At 67.4% G+C, this 19,268-nt stretch carries 14 protein-coding genes; 7 read left to right on the top strand and 7 right to left on the bottom strand.

Annotation, left to right across the window (positions count from 1 at the left end; genetic code table 11):
- The 3 genes from VIM61_13045 to VIM61_13035 form a co-directional block, all read right to left on the bottom strand.
- Positions 1-636: biosynthetic peptidoglycan transglycosylase (locus VIM61_13045; GenBank protein HEY8901332.1), on the bottom strand; the 636-nt coding region annotated here is incomplete at its 3' end.
- Positions 633-6,221, bottom strand: coding sequence for an alpha-2-macroglobulin family protein (locus VIM61_13040; GenBank protein ID HEY8901331.1), 5,589 nt, complete (start codon positions 6,219-6,221; stop codon positions 633-635). The genes VIM61_13040 and VIM61_13045, both read right to left, overlap by 4 nt.
- On the bottom strand, positions 6,218-7,573 hold the full coding sequence (locus VIM61_13035; GenBank protein HEY8901330.1) for a hypothetical protein: 1,356 nt from the start codon (positions 7,571-7,573) through the stop codon (positions 6,218-6,220). The genes VIM61_13040 and VIM61_13035 overlap by 4 nt, the downstream gene beginning before the upstream one ends.
- Positions 7,574-7,700: 127 nt before the next feature.
- On the opposite strand from VIM61_13035, the gene VIM61_13030 reads away from it, so the two are divergent.
- Positions 7,701-8,129 carry an EF-hand domain-containing protein gene (locus VIM61_13030; GenBank protein ID HEY8901329.1) on the top strand — a complete coding sequence of 143 codons (429 nt, stop codon included), beginning with the start codon at positions 7,701-7,703 and terminating at the stop codon, positions 8,127-8,129.
- Here the strand turns inward: VIM61_13030 and VIM61_13025 are convergent.
- Both VIM61_13025 and VIM61_13020 read right to left on the bottom strand, forming a co-directional pair.
- Positions 8,126-8,773, bottom strand: coding sequence for a class I SAM-dependent methyltransferase (locus tag VIM61_13025; GenBank protein HEY8901328.1), 648 nt, complete (start codon positions 8,771-8,773; stop codon positions 8,126-8,128). The genes VIM61_13030 and VIM61_13025 overlap by 4 nt on opposite strands.
- Positions 8,767-9,747, bottom strand: coding sequence for a lysylphosphatidylglycerol synthase transmembrane domain-containing protein (locus VIM61_13020; protein HEY8901327.1), 981 nt, complete (start codon positions 9,745-9,747; stop codon positions 8,767-8,769). The genes VIM61_13025 and VIM61_13020 overlap by 7 nt, the downstream gene beginning before the upstream one ends.
- A gap of 104 nt (positions 9,748-9,851) precedes the next feature.
- Here VIM61_13020 and VIM61_13015 point away from each other — a divergent pair, with 104 nt between their 5' ends.
- The 6 genes from VIM61_13015 to VIM61_12990 are packed head-to-tail and all read left to right on the top strand — an operon-like array spanning position 9,852 to position 16,189.
- Complete coding sequence (locus VIM61_13015; protein ID HEY8901326.1) at positions 9,852-10,694, top strand: patatin-like phospholipase family protein; 843 nt, start codon at positions 9,852-9,854, stop codon at positions 10,692-10,694.
- A gap of 34 nt (positions 10,695-10,728) precedes the next feature.
- Complete coding sequence (locus tag VIM61_13010; GenBank protein ID HEY8901325.1) at positions 10,729-11,001, top strand: phosphopantetheine-binding protein; 273 nt, start codon at positions 10,729-10,731, stop codon at positions 10,999-11,001.
- Entirely contained in the window at positions 11,001-12,383 is a 1,383-nt protein-coding gene (locus tag VIM61_13005) for a hypothetical protein (GenBank protein HEY8901324.1), read from the top strand. The genes VIM61_13010 and VIM61_13005 overlap by 1 nt, the downstream gene beginning before the upstream one ends.
- The gene (locus VIM61_13000; GenBank protein HEY8901323.1) at positions 12,373-13,623 is read left to right on the top strand and encodes an FAD-dependent oxidoreductase; all 1,251 of its coding nucleotides are present in this window, start codon (positions 12,373-12,375) and stop codon (positions 13,621-13,623) included. The genes VIM61_13005 and VIM61_13000 overlap by 11 nt, the downstream gene beginning before the upstream one ends.
- Positions 13,620-14,960, top strand: a complete 1,341-nt coding sequence (locus VIM61_12995; protein HEY8901322.1) for an AMP-binding protein — start codon at positions 13,620-13,622, stop codon at positions 14,958-14,960. The genes VIM61_13000 and VIM61_12995 overlap by 4 nt, the downstream gene beginning before the upstream one ends.
- On the top strand, positions 14,957-16,189 hold the full coding sequence (locus VIM61_12990) for a tryptophan 7-halogenase (protein HEY8901321.1): 1,233 nt from the start codon (positions 14,957-14,959) through the stop codon (positions 16,187-16,189). Before VIM61_12995 ends, VIM61_12990 begins: the two co-directional genes overlap by 4 nt.
- Here VIM61_12990 and VIM61_12985 read toward each other — a convergent pair.
- On the bottom strand, positions 16,186-18,540 hold the full coding sequence (locus VIM61_12985) for an MMPL family transporter (GenBank protein HEY8901320.1): 2,355 nt from the start codon (positions 18,538-18,540) through the stop codon (positions 16,186-16,188). The two genes, VIM61_12990 and VIM61_12985, sit on opposite strands and share 4 nt — an antisense overlap.
- Positions 18,527-19,201, bottom strand: a complete 675-nt coding sequence (locus tag VIM61_12980; GenBank protein HEY8901319.1) for an outer membrane lipoprotein carrier protein LolA — start codon at positions 19,199-19,201, stop codon at positions 18,527-18,529. Before VIM61_12980 ends, VIM61_12985 begins: the two co-directional genes overlap by 14 nt.
- Positions 19,202-19,268: the final 67 nt, after the last annotated feature.

Below are 19,268 nucleotides of genomic sequence, written 5' to 3'. Positions count from 1 at the left end.
GGGATTCAGGCGGGTGGGAGATTGGGGAATGCCGGCGAGGAAGATGGATTCTGCGAGGGAAAGGGCGGCCGCGGGCTTGCCGAAATAGGCCTGCGCGGCGGCTTCGGCGCCGAAGCGGCGATTTCCGTAGTCGATCCGGTTGAGGTAGGTCTCGAGGATGCGGTCCTTGCCCCATGTTCGCTCGAGCGCAAGGGCGGCGACGGCTTCGCGAGCCTTCACCGCGAGGGTGCGATGCGTGCGGGGGCCGAGGATCTTGACGGTCTGCTGCGTGATCGTGGATGCGCCGGAGATGACGCGGAGATTGCGGAGGTTTCGGAGAGTGGCGCCGCTCGTCGCGAGCCAGTCCACGCCGTGGTGCTGCCAGAACCGGTGGTCTTCGATGCCGACGGTGGCGAGGGGAAGCCAGCGGCCGAGATCGCGGAGCGGGACGGGGCGCTGGTCGCGCACGATCTCGGTGCCGGGCCGGGAAAATGGCCGGTCGTGGATGTCGACCAGGACGGGCGTCGCGGGAGGAGGGCCGGGCTGGGGAAGCGACGCGCGGCGGACGGCGATTTCCAGCCCGGCCCACGCAACGAGGGCCAGCGCGGCAGTCGTCGGCAGGCCCCATCGGAGCGCTCGCCGGCAAAGGCGTTTCACTCCGTCACGACGCATGTGGAGGGCGCGCTGCGGGCGTAGAAGCGGGCGTCATACATGGGGGTGAGCTGCGTGGAGGGCCAGGCGAACGTGCCCGCAGCAGTGGCGCGGGCAAGGATGGCGTAGCTTTGCGAGCCGGCGGTGACGGTGTCGAAGAAGAGGTTCGTCTGCTTGTCGCGCATTTCCGAGAACGAGAGCCAGGCGGCGGGCGCGCCGGGTTCGTCGGGGATCTGGTAGAACTTGCCGATCATCTCGAGGTTCGGGTTCACGACTTCGAGGCCGGCGGGAAGGGCATCCTCGAGGGCGACGTAGCTCTGGGCCTTGTCGGCGTGGAAGCGGAAGGAAATGAGGATCTGGTCGCCGAGCTTGAACGGCGCGGCGGCGGTGCCGGTGCGCGCGGGATCGGTGAGATTCCTGACGATGCGCTCGATGCGCAGGCCCTGGCTGACGGCGACCTGCTCGGCCGGAGCGAGGGTGCGGCGGGCCGACAGGGAGTAGGTGAGGTCGGCGGTCCTGGCCGCGCGGATGGAGAAGTCGTTCAGCCGGGCGAGATCGCGCTGCAGCCAGACGGCGGCGGAACGGTTCTCCGATGTGGCATCCGGCGGTGGCGTGGTGGCGGCGAGGCGGGCCGGCGGCTTGTCTGCGAGGAGCGCTTCGAAGGCGAGGAGTAGCCAGAGGTTCTCCTGAGTGGAGAGGCTGGCAGCGCGGTCGAGTTGCGGGGTGAGCTGCTTGCGGAGGGCGGCGGGATCGGCGTCCGGCTGGGTGAGGCGCACGAGGCTCGCGATGGCGTCGGCGCGAGTGGTCGACGCGAAGGTGACGGGATTGAAGTCGCGGACTTCCGGTTTCGGCGGGATTTCGCCAGCGAGCGTGGCCTGTTTTTCTGGCTCGATTTCCCAGGTGTGGAAGGCGAGGGCGAGGAAGCCGCGGGCCTCGTCGGTGAGGCGGTCGCGGCCGAGGAAGAGCTCGTTCGCGGCGGCCTTCACTTCGTCGTCGGGTCCGTCGCCGAGCTGCGACAGCGCGAAGAGGGCGAAGGCGCGCAGCGAAGGGGCAACCTCGAGGCGGCTCTTGCGGAGGGCGATCGCCGTAACGGCGCGGGGCAGCGCGAGGGTGAGGCCCTCGGGAACGTCGAAGCCGGCCTGCTCGGCCTGGGCGACGGCCCACGCGGTCTGGATGGTCACGAAGGCATTGCCGGTGGTTCCGTAGGGCCAGTAGGGAACGGTGTCGTCGGGCAGGAGCGACTTCTCGAATTCCTGGAGCGATTCGACGATCACGCGGCGGTAGTTTTCGGTGCGCTCCTCCGACTGCGGGAGGAAGGCGAGGAGCTTCGCGAGCGTGGTGTAGACGAGGAGGCGCGAGGATTTCTGCTCGAAGCAGCCGTAGGGGTAATCGAGCACGGAGGGGATGCCGAGCAGACGGGTGAAGTCGGGTGAGGTGGAGAGCGCGACATCGACGGTGCCGGGCGTGGCGAGCCACGCGGCGGGGACGAATTTTGCGGGGGCGAAGGTGGGACCGGCGGCCTTGCCGGCGACGGCCTCGCGCACCTGGATCGTGCTGGCGGCGACGGGCAGCGAGATCTCGACCTCGTCGTTGCCGGCGGCGGAGGCGACGGAGAATTTCACCGTTGCAGAGGTGGCGTCCGCAGCCACGCGGGCGCGAAACGTGGCAACGGCGGGGTCGTTCTTTGCCGCGTCGCGGGTGACCTGCGCGGGGCCGGTGAGCGCGAGGCCGCCGCCGGGCGCGCAGGTGATCGTGAGGCTGGTCGTATCGGCGACCTTCTGGCGGGCAACGGCGCGAAGCTCGATCTCGTCGCCCTGACGGAGGAAGCGCGGCAGGGCGGGCTCGACGATGACGGGCTTGCTAACGGTGAAGGTGGTGTCGCCGGCGCCGAACTGGTTCGCGCGGGTTTGCGCGAGGGCGATCACGCGGAAGCGCGTGAGGTTGTCGGGCGGGGTGAATTGCGCGGTGGCCTCGCCGTGGGCGTCGGTGCGGAGCGAGGGCAGCCAGAGAATGCGCGGGCGGAAATCCTGCCGGGTGAACTGACTGTTGCCGAACTCGTCCTTGCCGCCGCCGCCAACGATGAAGCCCTTTTGCGTGAGGGCGGCCTCGCTGAAATTCTCGATGTAGTTCGAGAGGGCGAAGCGCGTGACGACATTGAAGGGGTGGTCGGGCAGGAACGTGTCGAGGAGCGCGGGCAGCGTCCAGCCGCCGAGTTCGAGGATGGAATCGTCGACGGCGTAGAGCGTGACTTCGGCATTCGCGAGCGGGCGGCCCCCCGCCGAGGTGAGCACGTGGAGGGTGCCGGGCTGGCGAGGCTGGTATTCCGGGCGGTCCGCATTCACGGCGACGTCGATGGCGGCGTCGGGACGGGTGACCTTCAACGCGGTGACGCCGAACATTTCCCCGGGGAGTTCGTCGGAATTGCCGGGTCGCAGCAGGTAGGCGGCGACATGCACATTCGGCGCGTAGCTGGGCTTCACCGGAATCTCGATGCGGGTGGAATTCCCGGGCAGCGGGATCGTGTAGGTCTCGAGGATGCGGTCGGTCTCGACGGTGACCCACGCAATGCCGGGGCTCGGCGAGAGGATGTCGAAGGCAGCGTTCTGGCCCACGGGCACGGGCTTGTCCTTCGCCACGGGCTGGATCGCAAGGGACTGATCGCTCTTCACGGGCAGCTCGGCTTCGCCAGTGCCCTGGAGATAAATTTCCTCGCTAACGGGAATGCCGGGCTGGCCGGCGAGGGGCGAGACGACGAGCACGTATCGGCCGGGCGTTTTTGGCGTGAAGGCGAGATGGCCGTTCGCGGGGACGTTCTTCTGCTCGACGGGCACGAACACATCGGTGTTGCGGTAGCGGTAGACGAACGGGGCGAGGCGCTCCTTCACGGACTTCGTCTGGACGAGAAAGAGATCCGCGTGCACTTCGGCGGGCGCGGGCTGCGCGGGGTCGCGCGGAGTCGCCTGGAGGTCGAAGGCGATGCCGGTCGCGCTGGTGGTCGTGTCGGGCTTCACGCCGAGGGTGACGTCGTTCATGACGACGGTTTCCTCCGAGCCGCCGGTGATCGTCTGGCCATCCGGACCGGTGACGTCGACGCGCCAGAGGACGTTGGACCGGGCGCGCAGGCCGGGATCCTGGAACGGCGCGGTGCTTGTCAGCGTCGCGCGGCCCTTCGCGTCGAGGGAGGTTTCGCCGCTCACCTCGACTTCGAAAACGGGCGTGCGATGGTGCTCGGAATAGAGATCCACGCGGGTGAAGCCCTCGGCATCCTGGTCGTTGTAATACTCGCCGTCGGAGTCGCTCAGCCATGTCGCGGTCCATTTCACGCGGCTGCCGACATTCGGGGCGCCGTGGAAATACTGGGACGAAACGTTGATCGTGGATTCTCCGGCCTTCGTGGCGGGAGCGACCTCGCAGATCACGGAGAACGGGGGGTTGCGGAATTCCTCGACGCGGAAGTCGCCGTTGTCGCCCGCGGGTGTTTCGCCGACCTGCGCGACGATGCGGAAGGCGCCGAGCTTGCCCTGGGGCGGGGTTTCCCACGAGCCATCCCACCCGCCGAACTCGTTGACGGTGGCCGTGCCCTCGGCGACGCGTTCGTCGCGCTCGCTGCTGACGATCTTCCATTTGACGACGACGCCAGCCGGGGCGACGAGGCCGTCGAAGTCGTTGCGGCGCAGGAAGCCCTTGAATTTCACGTCGTCGCCGGGGCGATAAAGCGGGCGATCCGTGATGATGGCTCCGCGCCAGGGAGGCGGTGCGGAGGCGTAAAGCGAGCCGCTGCCCGGGAACGGAGAGCCGGGAGCCGCGAGGTCGACGGATGGGGCGGAGCCGTCCTTCGGATCGGTGAGGAAAAAGGCGGCGCCGGTGAGTGCGGTCGTGGGGAAGGCGACGACGCCGTGCTCGTCGCTGATGCCGCGGGCGATCTCGTCGAGGCGGGCGGTGACGGCCTTGACCGGCACTCCGCGGATCGGCTGCGCATCGGACATCCGGGCGAGTCGCAGGATCGTGCCGGCGGGCGTGTTCTTCTGCGTGAAGACAGCCTCGTTGAAGAAGATGAGGGCCTGGTTCGAGAGCGTGGCGCCGGCGCTGTCCTTCGTCTCGGCCTCGATGACGTAGGGGCCGGAAAGGGCTGGCTGGCCGGCGGCGGGCTGCCAAGTGATGGGGCGAACGACTTCGAGATCGTCGGCGGAGGCGGGAAGCTCGCCCTGTCCCACGACTTCCAGATGGAGGGGGTCGACCACGGGCCGGGGAATGTCCGCTCGAAGCGCGGCGCGAATCTCGTCGAGACGATCGAGGGGCACGCGGGCGAGCCGCCAGGTGATGGGGCCGGTGTTTGCCTGGAGCAGGGCGAAGCGGAGGCCGAGCGCGGCGCGCTGGCGGATGGTGCCTTCGGGGAAGAGCAGGGTGGCCTGCTTCGGATGGAAGGTCGCGCCCCATGTCTCGGCCTTCGCGAGGGGATAGCCGCTGGCGCCGGTGATGCCGGCGGCGATGGTGACGCGGTAGCGCTTGCTCACGTCGAAATCGCCGTCGGCGAAGAGCGATTCGCCTTCCTTGCGGAAGCGAAGATTCGGCACGGCCGGCTCGATGGTGAGCGGGCTGTCGGGAAGAGCCTCGTCGCCGAGATAGCCGTGGAATTTGACCTCGATGTGCGGCTTGTCCGTAGGCCAGTTGCGCGCGGCGACGAAGTCGATGGTGAGAGGCTGCGTGCGACCGAGCGCGAAGACCTCGGGATAGGGTAGCGTGCGGCCGGCGTAGGAGTCATGAACGTTCTCGACGATGAGGTCGTAGAAACGGCCGACGGGCAGGGGATCGCGCGGGCGGACCCGGAACTCCGTCGGCGCGGTTTCGTTCGTGGCCGTCGTGACGTCCACCACGTCGCCGTCGATGTCGCTCACGGCGCGGTTCAACAGCAGCTCGGCGGGGAAACGCTGGCGGGAAAGGCGATCCTGGAACCAGATGCCCTCGGCGGCGTCGTGCAGGCGCACGGGGACGTTGAATTCGAGCGGGATCTGCGGCTGGGCGTTCAACGCGTCGCGCACGTCGAACTCGCTGCTCACGGTGAACGAGTCGGTCCGGACTTCGTAACCCCACTTTGCGGTCTCGAGGGGGACGCCGGCGAGATTCGTCAGCCCTTCCCGCAGACGCAGGTGGTAGCTCTGGCCGGGAATGATCGGGCCGTCGACGCGCCACTCGCCCTGCGACTGCGTGCGCCACACCCATTTCACCGCGAGGTCGGGCCAGATGGAGATCGGCGATTGGGAATCGGTCACGTCGATGCGATCGGGCGGCACCATCGCGTCGGGAAACTGAATCGTGAACTCCGTGTGGAGACCGAGCGTGTTATTCGTGTCGTCGTTCTCGTCCTCGCCGCCTTCGACGGCGATGCCGATGGCGTCCGGAGCGTCGACGAAAGGCTGCGGGTCTTCGCCGAAGACCAGCGGTGGCGGTGGCGTGGGAAAGGCGGCCGGCGTCGCGGTCGGGGCGGGGGTCGCCGCGTCCGCCGGCGTGGGGGATGGCGTTGGCGTCGGCGGACGGTTCATGCCCAGGGCGGCGAGACCAAGCAGGAGAGGGGCGAGCCGGCGGAGTTTCATCGGTGCAGGGCGTTGGCGCGTTTCGTGGCGGCGGCGGCTTCGTCGGAACGGCCGAGTCGCTGGAGGGCGGCGGCTTTGATGCGGAGGACGTATTCGGTCTCGGCGAGGGCCAGCGAGCGGTTTGCGTAGTCGAGCGCGAGCGGGAGGTTCGACTGTCGGAAATAGAGGTCGGCGAGGTAAGCGTTCGCGAGGGCGACCTTGGGCTTCGGCGGCGCGATGATCTCGATGCGCCGGAAGATGGGAGTAATATCCTGGCCGAGGAGTGACGTCGCGTAGAGCAACTCGAGCGCGGCGTCGGCGTCCTTCTCGTCGAGGGCGAGCGCGGCGTCGGCGTCGCGCTGGGCGAGGAGGTATTGCTCGGCGCCGTTCAGCCCGCGGGCGCGCTGACGGAGAGCGACTTCGTCCCTGGGGTTTTTCTGGAGCGCGAGGTCGGCAGCGGCGATGGATTCGATCGACTCGAGCGCATGGGAGCGGGTGACGCCGACGAGCGTGTCGCGGCGGGAGGCCGTGGACTCGACCTGATCGAGCAGCCAGCGGGCGCGTTCCCGCGCGACGAGTGCGGCGACGGAGCCGGGGTGGGCCTCGAGGGCGGCGTTTGCGTCGGCGAGCGAACGGGCGTTCAGGCTGCCGTAGCGCAGCCACCACGCGCGCTGCATAAGGGCGGTGAGATCGCGCGGGGATTTCTCGAGCGTGGCGTCGAGGGGTGGCAGCGAATTGAGGGCGATCTCGAGCCGCTCGAAGCTGGGGACGTTGCGCTTGACGATGTCCGCCTCGGAATCAAGCGCCTCGGCGGCGCGGGCGTCCGCGATGGCCCCAGTGAAGTCGTCGAGAGCGAGCTTCGTGTTTGCCCGACGGATGAGGTTCGTCACGTCGCGCTGGACGGCGATGTAGGCGTCGAGAGCGGCGAGCTGCGCGGCGTAGTCCTTCGTGGCGAGCAGTGCGTCGACGAGCGCCTCGTGCGCGGCGAGGTCTTTTGGCGATTTGGCGAGGTAGTCCTGCAGCACGCGCACGGCCCCGGGCACGTCTTCGTCGCGGTAACGCAGCACGGCGGCGCGGGTGAGGGCGGCGAGGTCGGGCGGCGCGTCCGGCCAGGCGTTGAGAGTGGCCTCGGCGAGGTCGTAGTCCTTGATTTCGAGCCAGAGTTCGACAAGCAGCCGATGCGAGGCGGCGTCCGCGGGATCGACGGCGACGATGCGACGGAGCAGTTCGATGCGGGAGAGGGTGTCCTTGTCCTCGGTGGCGAGCGCGAGCTGCTCTCGGAGCGTTTTGAGATCGGCCGGGGCGGATTGCAGCGGGGCGACGGCGAAAAGCGAGGCGGCAAGCGCGAGAGGAACGGTCCGCGACAGCGACATGCCCGGGAGTGTGTCACGCCAGACAATCTTTTCAGCTAAAAAGTGGGCGGCTGATTTCCAACGAGACGGCGTTGTCCAAAGTCGGAGTTTGACCGCGACGGGGGATTTTCGCTCAACTGCGATCACTATGAAATTTGCTTTTGCTTCGGCTGGCCTGATCGGAGTTCTTTTGCTGGGCGGCTGCGCGAGTCCGCAGCCGAAAGTGGTCAGCGTGGAGGTGCTCTTCAAGAAGGCGGACAAGAGCGGCGATGGCCGGGTGTCCCGTGAGGAATACCAGGACTTCATGGTCGAGCAGCTTTTCGCGATGTATGACAAGAACGGCGACGGCTTCATCACGGTGGAGGAATATGTCGCCGATGGCGGCACGGCCGAGGGCTTCAGGAAGCTGAACCAGAGCGGCACCGGCAAGCTCTCGCTCGAAGAGGCGAAGAAGAGCGCTCTGATCAAGGACCGCATGGCGGCGCCGTTCGACGAAGCCGATGCGAACCACAATGGCTACGTGACCTGGGAGGAATTCCAGGTCGCCCGCGCCAAGCGCCAGGCCTACACGCGCTAGCGTCGGAAGGTGAAGAGGTAGCCGTTGAACGGCGTCCAGCCCCACATCGGGCGGACGTCTTCGACGAATCCCGCCTCGCGAAACGGAGCGCAGATTTCCTCCCGGGTGGGAAAATTCCACCCGGCCCAGGGAATCCAGCGGCAGCGGTGGATGAGCCATTCCTCGGCCTTTGTCGCGGAGTAGCGCCAGCCGGGCTCGTGAAGCGTCGCGCGCACAATCGCGACGCCGCCGGGCGCGATGCTGGCCGCGATGCGGCGTAGCCAGGCCTGCTGCTCGGCGTCGTTGAAATAGTGGACGACGTCGAGGGCCACCACGTTGCCGGAGTGCGGCGGAAATTCCCGGGCGTCGCCGGCGAGGAACTGCGCGGTGGTGCCGGCGAGAGCCCGCGAGGCGACGCGGATTTTCTTCGCGTCGGCGTCGATGCCGAGCATCTCGGGGCGATGGCCGCGGGCCCAGAGGAAGGCGGAGAGCAGGCCGATGCCGCAGCCGAGATCGAGCAGGGGCAGGCGGGATTCGCGAAGGATCTCGAACGTCGCGGGATAGGCAGGATCGAGTGCGGTCTTGCCTTCCGCGTAGCAGAACAGAATTGGCCAGCGCCAGAAGCGCATGACCGCATGTTTGCGCTGGCGAAACCGGGTCAGCATGCCTCCGCGACCCGGGTTGCGCGGCGATACGAGGGGAGGAAGGCGAGACCGACAAGTCCGCACATCAGCGTGATGACCGCGCCGCCGAGGGAGATCGAGACCGCCTGCGCGGCGGGGATGCCGCAGAGTTCCCCGAGCGCGGTGACGAAGAGTTGCTCGCGCACGCCGAGCCCGCCGAGGCTGATCGGCAGGGCGGAAATGATGTCCACCGCCGGCATGAGGGCAAAGAAGTCCGGCAGCGGGATATCCGCTTCGAAGGCGCGCGCGCTGAAGTAGAACGTGAGGAAGTGCGTGATCAGAATGATCGCCGAGAGCCCCGAGGCGACGAGCGTTTCGCGCCATTGCTGGACGAACTTGAGATAGGCCAGCGACGTCTCGCGAATCTTTTCCCGCGTCGGTTCGTGTTTGGGAAACTTCGGCGTGAGGCCGCGGTGAGCGAGGAAAAACGTGGCCGACAGCAGCAGCACGACGCTGCCGAGATAGATGAAGACGAAGGTGATCGCGCCCGCGACGACGGGGCTGCGGCAGAGCCAGTCGAATCGCCAGAGAATGAACGAGACGGAGCAAATGACGAGGGCGCCGAGGCCGCTCATGCGGTCCATGAGCACGGAGAGGAGGGCGTTCGAGTGGCGGTAACCCTTTGCGCCGAGCCACACGACTTTCACGGCATCGCCCCCGACGGCGCCAACGAGGAAGTTATTGAAGAAGAGGCCGATGAACGAGAGTCGAAGCACTTCCCAGCGGCTGATCGGAATGTCGAGCACGCGCAGAAAAATGCCCCAGCGGAAGGCGCCGACGAGATTGCCCAGGCCGGCGGCGGCCAGACCGGCGGCGAGCCAGCCGGGCTTCGCCGAGGTCAGCACGTGCCAGGCCTGCGCCCGGAAGGATTCGTTGCGAAAGATCCACCCGAGCAGCGCGAGGCTGACGAGCGTCTGCAGGACGAGCGGGAGCCATTTCTTGATCAAGGCGGGCATGGGGTGAAGCGCTGCATTCGCGGCTCCGGCCCTTCCGCTGGCAAGTCAAAAACCGCGATCCCGCTGGACGCGCCGGGCCGAAGCACGGTAAGCGCTGGCGTCACATGTCCGGTCCTGGTCTTGCGCTCTGCCTCAACTCGTCGTTCCTCGGATACTACGCGCATGCCGGCTTCCTGGAGGGCTTTGCGGCGATCTGCGGGCGCCCCGAGGCCATCGGCGGCGCCTCGGCGGGCGGATTCGTCGCGGGGCTGTATGGCGGGGGATTGACGCCGGAGGAGATCGTCGGCGTGACGCTTTCGCGAGATCTGCGGCGCTCGTTTTTCGAGTGGCGGGGATTCGTGCGCGGCTTCCACACGATCCTGAATCGCACGGGACATTACGGCGTGATTCGGGCGGATCGCGTCGTCGCGCTCATGCGCCGGCACATCGGCGACCGCCGCATCGAGGATTGCGATCCGCATCTCTCGCTGGCGCTCACGAATCTCACGGCCGGTCGCTCCGAGATCGTAACGACCGGGCCGCTGGCCGAGAGCATGGTCGCCACCTGCGCGTTTCCCATTCTCTTCACGGCCCGGGAGATCTCCGGCCAGCGCTACTGGGACGGGGGCATTGCGAATCCCGTGCCCTTCGGCCATTGGGCTGACGACCCGGAAATCGGCACGATCGTCGTGCACCTCATTTCGCACGAAGGTGAGACGGCCGCGCGGGGAAGGAATGGCGCGATGAACGTCTCGCATGCGGTGAGCCTCTCGCACCAGCTCGTGTGCGACGAGCTCGTGCGCACGCAGATCGACCGCGTCGAGCGCGCGGGCAAACGGCTCATCATCCTGCGCACGAGCACGCCACGGCCGAGCTTCCTCCGGGCCAAAACGTGGCCCGCGCTTGTCGAAATGGGGCGGCAAACCGCGCGCGAATCGGCCGATTTGCTGCGGGCCGTGCGGGCTTGACTCTGGTCCTGTCGGTGATGCATTAGGAACCCGCATGTCACCGTCGTCGCTTCCTGACCCTGCCAACCTTGAAGAGCAAATCCTGACCGCCATCGGCGAGCGGATCCTCGAGGTCCCCGCCGGGTTCGACGCCGAATCCGACCTCTATGCGGCCGGACTCGACTCCATGGCCATGATGCAGCTCGTCCTCCTGCTCGAGGAGAAATTCGGCGTCGTCGTGCCGGATTCCGATATCTGCCGCGCGAATTTTCAGAATGTCCGGCAGCTTGCCCGTCTGGTGAGGGAACGGATCGCGACCGTCGCCTGATGGCCGCGCAAGGCGAGTCCGCGTCCATCGCCCGCGTTCCGACGCGCGTCCCCGATTCGTTTCTGATCGCGATGGATGCCTTCATGCGTCGCACCGGTCAGGGGGCGCACATCAGCCAGTCCCTGCTCGAGCTCGATCGGGTGCCGGACCTCGCGAAGCTGCGCGTCGCCGCGCGTCGCGTCGTGCAAAAGCACCCGCTGCTCACCGGCCGTCTGCGACGGAGCTGGCGCACGTGGCTCGCGTATTGGGAAGTGCCGCCGCCGCCGGACCGGCCCCTGCCGATCGGGTTCTGGCGCGAGCCGGGATCACCCGGCGCGCTCGGGCCGGAAGCCGTGACCGTCGAGGACGGTATGGCGACGCTGCAGGAGCGCATGCACGAGCCGTGCGTCGAGGACGGCATCACCTTCAACGCGCGACTCGATGTCCTCGAGCTTCGTGACGGCCGGAGCGTCGTAGCGCTCACCTGGTCGCATTTGTTGATGGATGGCAAGGGCGCCGAGCTGCTGCTCGCGGATCTCGGCCGGCTCGCGGAGGGAGAGGATCTGTCGTGCGAGACGCCGGACCCCGTTCGGGCGCCGGTGAGCTTCGGCCAGAAATTTCAACGGGCGAAGGCTGCCGTGATGCGGCTCGCAAAGCTCGATCGCGTCGGCGTCCGCTCGCTCAACGGCCCGCGCCCGCGTCCCGGCCACTGCCGCTACGAGTTGATCCCGCTCACTCCCGCCGAGTCGGCGATCGTGCGGGCTCGCGCCGAGCAGATGACGGGCTCGCTGTTCCCGCTGCCGTATTACCTCGCCTGCGCGACGCGCGCCCATCAGGCCGTCTTCGAGAAACGCGGAAAGGTTCCCGAGGGATACATTGCGAGTGTGCCGATCCAGATGCGCAAGCGCGGCGGCCGAGGGCCGATCTTTCACAATCACATGACGATCCTTTTCTTCTGCGCGATGCGGGAGGAACTTGGCACGCTGGACGCCGCGGCGGCGGCATTGAAGAAGCAATTCGGCGAGATGACGCGCGAACGGCTCGACGAGTCTTTTGCGACGCTGCTCGAGTTGATGATGCGGATGCCTTCGCGGGTTTTCATGACGATCGTGCGGATGCAGTTTGGCGGCGAGATTTCGTCGTTCTTCCATTCGCACACCGGGCAGTTCGCTCCGGAGCTCACGAGCTTCGCCGGCGCGGAGATCGAGAACGCAAACCACCTGCCGAGCCTCGGCTCGCCGCCCGGCACCGGCATTTTCCTGTGCGAACGCGGCGAGCGCGTGAACCTGGCGCTCTCGTGGCGCGATGGCGCCATCACCGACGACGAACGCCGCGTCATGGTCGATCGCCTGCTCGAGGATCTGCTCGGTGGCCCGAGACAAAACCCTGGCCATGGCGATTGACGTTCTCGTGGCCGGTGGCGGGAGCGCGGGGCTCGCGGCCGCCGTCTCCGCCGCCCGCTGCGGCGCACGCACGCTGCTTGTCGAGCGCCACGGTGCGCTGGGCGGAATGGGAACAGTTGCCCTCGTGCATTCCTTTTGCGGCCTTTACGAACTCGCCGACGAGGCTGGTTTGCGATGGGCAAATCCCGGCTTCGCCTCCGAGGTCGCCACGCGGCTGATCGAGCTTGGCGGGGCGGTGGCGCCCGTTCGCATGGGGCGCGTGTTCGTGCTGCCGCATCAGCCTGCGGGCTTTGCGCGACTCGCGGATGAAATCGTTCTCGAAACCGGGAATCTCGAGGTGCTCCTGCATTCGGAGGTGATCGCGGTGCGCGATGGGGGAGCCGAGGTGGAAATTTCCACGCGCGGCGCTCGTCGCACGGTAAAGCCGCGCGCGCTCGTCGACACGACTGGCGACGGCACGCTCGCGGCGCTGGCCGGAGCGGCTTTCGAGCAGGCGCCGGCCGAATTCCTGCAACGGCCTGCCTTCATTTTCGGGCTGCACGGGGTCGATGCGGGCACGCTGGATGATGACGGTCGCCTCCGGATCTCGGTGCAGATTGCTCGCGCGGTGGCCTCGACGGAGCTGCCCGCCGGAGCGCTCGGCACGGGACTTCGCGCGACCGGTCGCGGCGGCGAGGCCTATGTGACCATCGATCTGGCGGGCGCGGCGGACTACGATCCGACGCGGGCCGCGGATATTGCCGCGCTCGAGGCTGAGGGGCGCGCATTGGCGTGGCGACTTGCGGAGTTCTTGAGGCGTTCCGTCGAGGGCTTTGCGGCGAGCGCGATTTCGGCGTTCCCGGCCCGGGTGGGGATTCGCGAAAGCCGCCGCGTCGTGGGCCGGAGTCGACTCGAGACGGCCGACCTCGAAACCGGAACGCGTTTTCCCGACGCTATCGCGCGCGCGACGTGGCCGATGGAATTGCGCGAGTCGAACCGCGGCCCGCGCCTGCGTTATCCGGAGCACGGGCGTCCCGCCGACATCCCTCTGGGCGCACTGCGCGCACGCGACCTCGACGCCTTCTTCGTGGCGGGCCGCTGCCTTTCCTGCAGCCACGAGGCGCAGGCTTCCATTCGGGTGATGGGCACGTGTCTCGCGACCGGCGAGGCCGCGGGCATTGCCGCCGCTCTCCACGCCTCCGGTCAGTCGGTGGATGCGGCCGCCGTCCGGTCCGATCGCGAACGCATCCGCAAATCATGAACATCGTTGAACGCATTTTTGCCACGGCCGATCGCGAGGCCATCGCCGTGATTTGCGGTGACCAGCGAATTTCCTACGGACGCCTCATCGAGATGGTGGAGACCGCGTCGCAGCCCATCGAGGCCGTGCCGGCGGCGCGCGTCGGCCTGCGTTGCCCGAACGGCGTGGGGCACATCGTGCTCGCGCTGGCCATCGTGCGGGCCGGCAAATGTCTCGTGCCGATCGCGGACGAGCTTTGCCCGCGGGAGCAGGTGGAGGTGATCCGGCGCACCGCGACCGGCGCGATCGTCGAGGCGGACGGCAGCGTGCACGAGGTCGAATCGCCGGCCGCGCCGTCCTTCGACGAGGCCGCGCTGGCGGCGCTGAATCCGGCCTTCATCCGCTTCAGCTCGGGAACGACGGCCCGGAGCAAGGGCATCGTCATTTCTCACGAGACGCTGCTCGCGCGCGTGACCGCGGCCAATCGTGGCCTGCGCATCGGGCCGGCCGATCGAGTCGTCTGGATCCTGCCGATGGCGCATCACTTCGCGGTGTCGATCATGCTCTACCTCCTGCATGGCGCGACGACGATCGTCGTCACGTCGCATCTCGCGGAGGACATCCTGGCCTCGGCGCGCGAGCATGGCGGCACGGTGCTTTACGGCGCGCCGTTTCATCACGGACTGCTCGGCGCTGAGGCGTCGGGTCTGCCGTGGCCGACGCTGCGACTTGCGGTTTCCACGGCCGCGGCGTTGCCCGTGGCGACCGCGCAGGCCTTCGAGGCCCGCTACGGCGTGCCGCTTTCGCAGGGCCTGGGGATCATCGAAGTCGGGCTGCCGATCCTCAATCTCGAGGCGGGCCGCGCAAAGCCGGACTCGATCGGCAAGCCCCTGCCGGATTTCGAGGTGGACGTGCGCGGCGAGGAACTCTTCGTGCGAGGCCCGGGCATGCTCGACGCCTATCTCGATCCCTGGCGACCGCAGGCGGATATCCTCGAGGACGGCTGGTTCCGCACCGGCGACCTCTGCCGTCGCGATGAGGATGGCTGCCTGTATCTGGTCGGGCGGAGCCACTCGGTGATCAATGTCGCGGGCATGAAATGCTTCCCCGAGGAGGTCGAGACGGTGCTTTGCGAGCATCCGGACATTCGCGCCGCCCGGGTGAGCGGCCGACCGCATCCCAAGGCGGGCGCGGTGCCCGTGGCGGAGCTGGTCGCGATGAATCCGGGGCAGCCGCCGACGTTGTCGTCCGTCGTCGCGTGCTGCCGCGCGGCGCTCGCGCGTTACAAGATTCCGGTTGAGTTTCGATTTGTGGACGCGATACCGCTAACGGCCAGCGGCAAAATCAAACGGTCATGAAACGCATCGCGATTATCGGCAACGGCCCCTCGGGCTCGGCGCTCGGAACGTTCCTTCGGGAGAAGGGCATGGAGGTCACCTTGTTCACGAACGAACGGCGGCCGGATCTCATCGTCGGCGAATCGCTGATCCCGGCGATCATCCCGGTGCTGCGGCGTCTCGGCGTCGAGGAACGCGTCGCGGAGATCGGCGTTTACAAGCCCGGCGTGTCGTTCGTGATGTCGCCGGAGGAGAAGATCGACTTCTGCTTTCAGCCCGTCGCGGCCTGCCATCTGCCGACGTATTCCTACAACGTGCCGCGCCCGGGCTTCGACCGGGTGATCGAGGAACGCGCCATCGAAGCCGGCGTCACGCGCGTGGTGCACCAGGCGAAGATTGAAGGCGACGGTCCGGATCGCGTGCGCCTCGCTCCGGAAACACTCGCCGCCGCGCCATCGCTGGGCGGCCGGCAGCCGGATTTCATCGTCGACGCGTCGGGCCGCAGCCGCATGTTCGCCCGAGCGCTGGGAATTCCTGCGAAGCTGGGTTCGCGCAAGGATGTCGCGCACTTCGCCCATTTCGAGGGCTTCGCGCCCGAGGAGCCGCGCGGGCAGGTGCTCATCGGGCGGATGAATGCCGGCTGGTGCTGGCGAATTCCGCTGCGCGGCCGGCTTTCGGTCGGAATCGTGATGAACAAGGACGAGATCGCCAGGCTCGGCGCCACGCCCGAGGAACGGCTCGAAGCCGCGATCCGCAACGATCCCTCGCTCGCCGCCGCGGCGGGCGACGCCCGACGCGTGACGGACGTGGCGACGTATTCCAACTACCAGCTCGTCTCGGAGCGCGGCCACGGCGCGAACTGGGCAATGGTCGGCGACGCCTTTGGCTTCGTCGATCCGATGCTGTCGCCCGGCATGTGGCTGGCGCTGCATTCGGCGGAGATCCTTGCGGACAACCTCACGCGCCCCGCGGTCTACGCGGCAAAGATGAACGAACTCATCGGTGCGTGGATGGAACTCATCGAGCTCTACTACGATGGCCGCATGTTTGCGATGTATCACACCGGCGTGAAGCTCGAGCAGCGCTGGAACATGTGGCTGAGCCGGTTCATGCACAGGCACGTCGAGACGCACATTGCCTGCATGGCCTCCGGCGCGACCACGTCTTCGGCCTACGGACGCGGGGTGATCCGGTTTCTTTCGAAGCACTTCGTCGGCACGGAGGACCTCGCCGGACTCTCGATTCGTTAGGCGCGCCGGGCCGGGTGGATCATCCGCCAGAGCACCGGGAGCAGGAAGATCGAGATGAGCGCGTCGAGCGCGAGACCGAGTGCGCAGGTCACGCCGAGGCTGGCGAGGCCGCGGTTGTTTGCCCAGCCGATCGTGCCGAATCCCGCGGCAGCCGCCGCCGCGCACAGGGCGACCACGAGGCCGATCGTGCGCTGCGCTTCGGGCACGTCCCCGCCGTTCCGGCGCAGGGCCAGCAGCATGAGGATGCCGTAGTCGATGCCTGTGCCGAGCAGGAGCAGCAGGGCGGCCATGTTGAAGAAATTCCAGCTCAGGTCGAAGACGCGCATCGCGCCGGCGAGGGCCACGAAAACGAGCGCCATCGAGAAGACGAGCAGGCCGACATCGCGGAGGCTGCGGAAGCCGATGAGCAGCAGCACGAGCACGATTCCGACGAGGCCGCCGATGAGCTTGAGGAATTCGCCGGGCACCACGCGCTGGAGTTCCGCCCCGAGCTGGCCCCAGCTCACGAGATAAACGCCTTCCGTCTGAATCTCGCGGACGACCTTGTCCTCGTCGCCCGGTGTTGCGCGAACGATGCCGAGCGCGACGGATTCGCCCGCGGTGCGGCTGGCGGCGCGGCGCATGATCCATTGGCTCGCGGCATTGCCCGGCCAGATGGGCGGCGTCTGTTTTGCCCATGTCGCCCATCGATCGAGGATGGCGCGCGTAAGACCGAAGGCCTCCGGCGCGAATCCGGCGTCGGCGAGCGTTTGTTCGAGGCGGGGTGCCTCCGCGGCGAGCGCGCCGAGCACGGGAAGATTCGCGCGCTGGTTCGCGAGATGCGGCCAGAGCGGGAGGGCGGTGTGGTAGCTGCGAATCTCACCACGCGCCCGGGCGGCCTGGAGCTGGGCGTCGGCTTTTTCCAGTCGCGTAAAGACTTCCTCCTCGGTGGCGCCCGTCACGAGCAGGCTGAGCAGATCGCGGTCGTCGGCGAGCTTCGCGTAGAGCTGGTCCATCGCGTCGTAGGCGCCGCTGTGTCGGGGGCGCAGCGTGCCGGCGGAGGAATCGACGGGCGGCGGGCCCTTGATCACGAGCGTGACGGCGAGCGCGACGAGCACGAGCCCCGTCACCCAGGCGCCGGCTCGCAGAAAAGCAGGAGTGTGGAACGCGCGCTCGACGAACGTGGGCGCCGGCACGGATTTCTTCCACATCTGGGTGATGCGCGCGAAAATGAGAATCATCACGACCGCGCCGACGATCACGCCGATGCCCACGAGATTCCCGAGCTGGGAAAGCCCCGGCAGGCTGCTGAGGTTCAGGGCGAAGAACGCGGCGGCGGTGGTGCCGGCGGTCCAGAGAATGTTCCGGAACGAGTCCCATTGCAGGTCGCGCAGGGTGCCCTGCTGGTGGAGGGATTTTTGATAGACGAGGTAGCCGTAGTCGACGCTCAGCCCGATCATGATCGAGGCAAATCCCACGCCGATGATCGTGAGTTCATGGAGAAACAGGCCGGCGATGCCCATCGAGACGACGAATACGATGACGAGCATGAGCAGCAGGTCGAGCAGTGGCCTCACGCGGCGGTAGCACAGCCAGAAGATGAAACCGATCACGAGCATCGTGACGCACGACGACGAGATCATGTCCCACTTCATCGTGCCGGAAATGTCGGCCACGAAGGCCGGCTGGCCGGTGAATCCGAGCTTCACGGGCTGCCCGGCGACGCCTTCCTCGGCGAGCTTCCTGATCTTTCCGATCCATTCGATGGCGTCCTCGTAGTTCTCGATCGGCTTCGCCGCCTCGACGTAGACGACGCGGAACTTCCCGTCGGCGGACGAGAATTCCGACTTCATGTCTTCCGGGATGAGGCCAGAGCTGAAGAGCGAGGCGCCAAGGCCAAAGGGATCGTAACCGAGCATCGCAATATCCGCGGGCGCCATCGATTCACTGAGCGTCTCGACCGCGGCCTGGGCGATTCGCGGGGCCTCGGCGGGCGCGAGGCGGTGGGTGAGTTCCGCGATCCTGGCCGGCGGCTGATTGAGGAGCAGGTAGGCGATGAGCTCCGCGAGGTCCTCGGGGTGGGATTCCCACGGCGCGGTGTCGACGGCGCGCTTCACCAGCGCGGGCTGGGTGCGGAGCTTGGCGGCGAGCGCGGTGGTGGCCGTCTCGACGTCATTCGCGTCATCGCCTTCGACGGTGATGAGGAGTTCGTTCGGCAGCGCGAAATGCTCGAGGAAAAGCGAGAGGCCGCGAACCTGCGTGAGGTTGCCCGGCAGAAGCTTCAGGATGTCGACGTTGAAGCTGATCCGGGACAGACCGACGCCGACGACCGCCAGCAGGACAAGCGCGAGGAGAAGCTTAATCTTTCCCACGGATCTCGGTGTAGCCGGTGAGGTCGAACGAGAAGGTCTCCGGGTCGATCCGGCGATTCACCTGCACGTTGGAGAACTCGTTGCGCAGGGCGGAGCCGTCGCGGAAGGCGACCTCGAAGGCGTGCATGTTGCCCGTGTTCGTGTCGAAGACGACCTCGACCTTCTGAAGAAATTTGCGCGCACTGGCGTCGCGAGGGAGGATGTTCGCCGTGCAGAGGCCGCCGTCGACCCTGATGCTGCGCACCTCGAAGCGCTTCGCAAAGTCGGCGTAGTCCGTCGCCATGGGAAACTCCATCATCGGCATGTCCCGCATCCCGCTCTTCGCGGCCATCGCGGCGGGATTCTGCCGTGAGAATTTGCGCCCCTTCACGGAGATCAGATACACGGCGTCCTTGCGGCGCAGGGCGATCGTCTCGGGCGGGTTGCCGAGCTGCCAGCGGAAGCTGCCGGGTGTCGCAAACCAGAATTGGCCGGGGCGCGCCACGGGGTCGCGCAGCACGCGCAGGCGGCGGGTCTGGACGAAGTCGGCGGAGAGCGTGCGAATGTCGGCCTGCTGCGCAATCCAGCGCTTGATCGGAGCCATCGCGGCGGCCGGGATCTCCTCCGCGCGGGCGCTCATTCCGAGCAGACAAAGAGGGGCGATCAGGAGGAATTTGCGCATGGCCGGGACGGGTAAAATGCCGGAATCGACCGGCGAAGCAACGGATTCTTTCTGGCAATCATCTCGC

The organism is Chthoniobacterales bacterium, assembly GCA_036569045.1.
Taxonomy (GTDB): Bacteria; Verrucomicrobiota; Verrucomicrobiia; order Chthoniobacterales; family JAATET01; genus JAATET01.
Note: the sequence above shows the minus strand (reverse complement) of the source record. Positions and strands in the feature narration are given on the sequence as shown.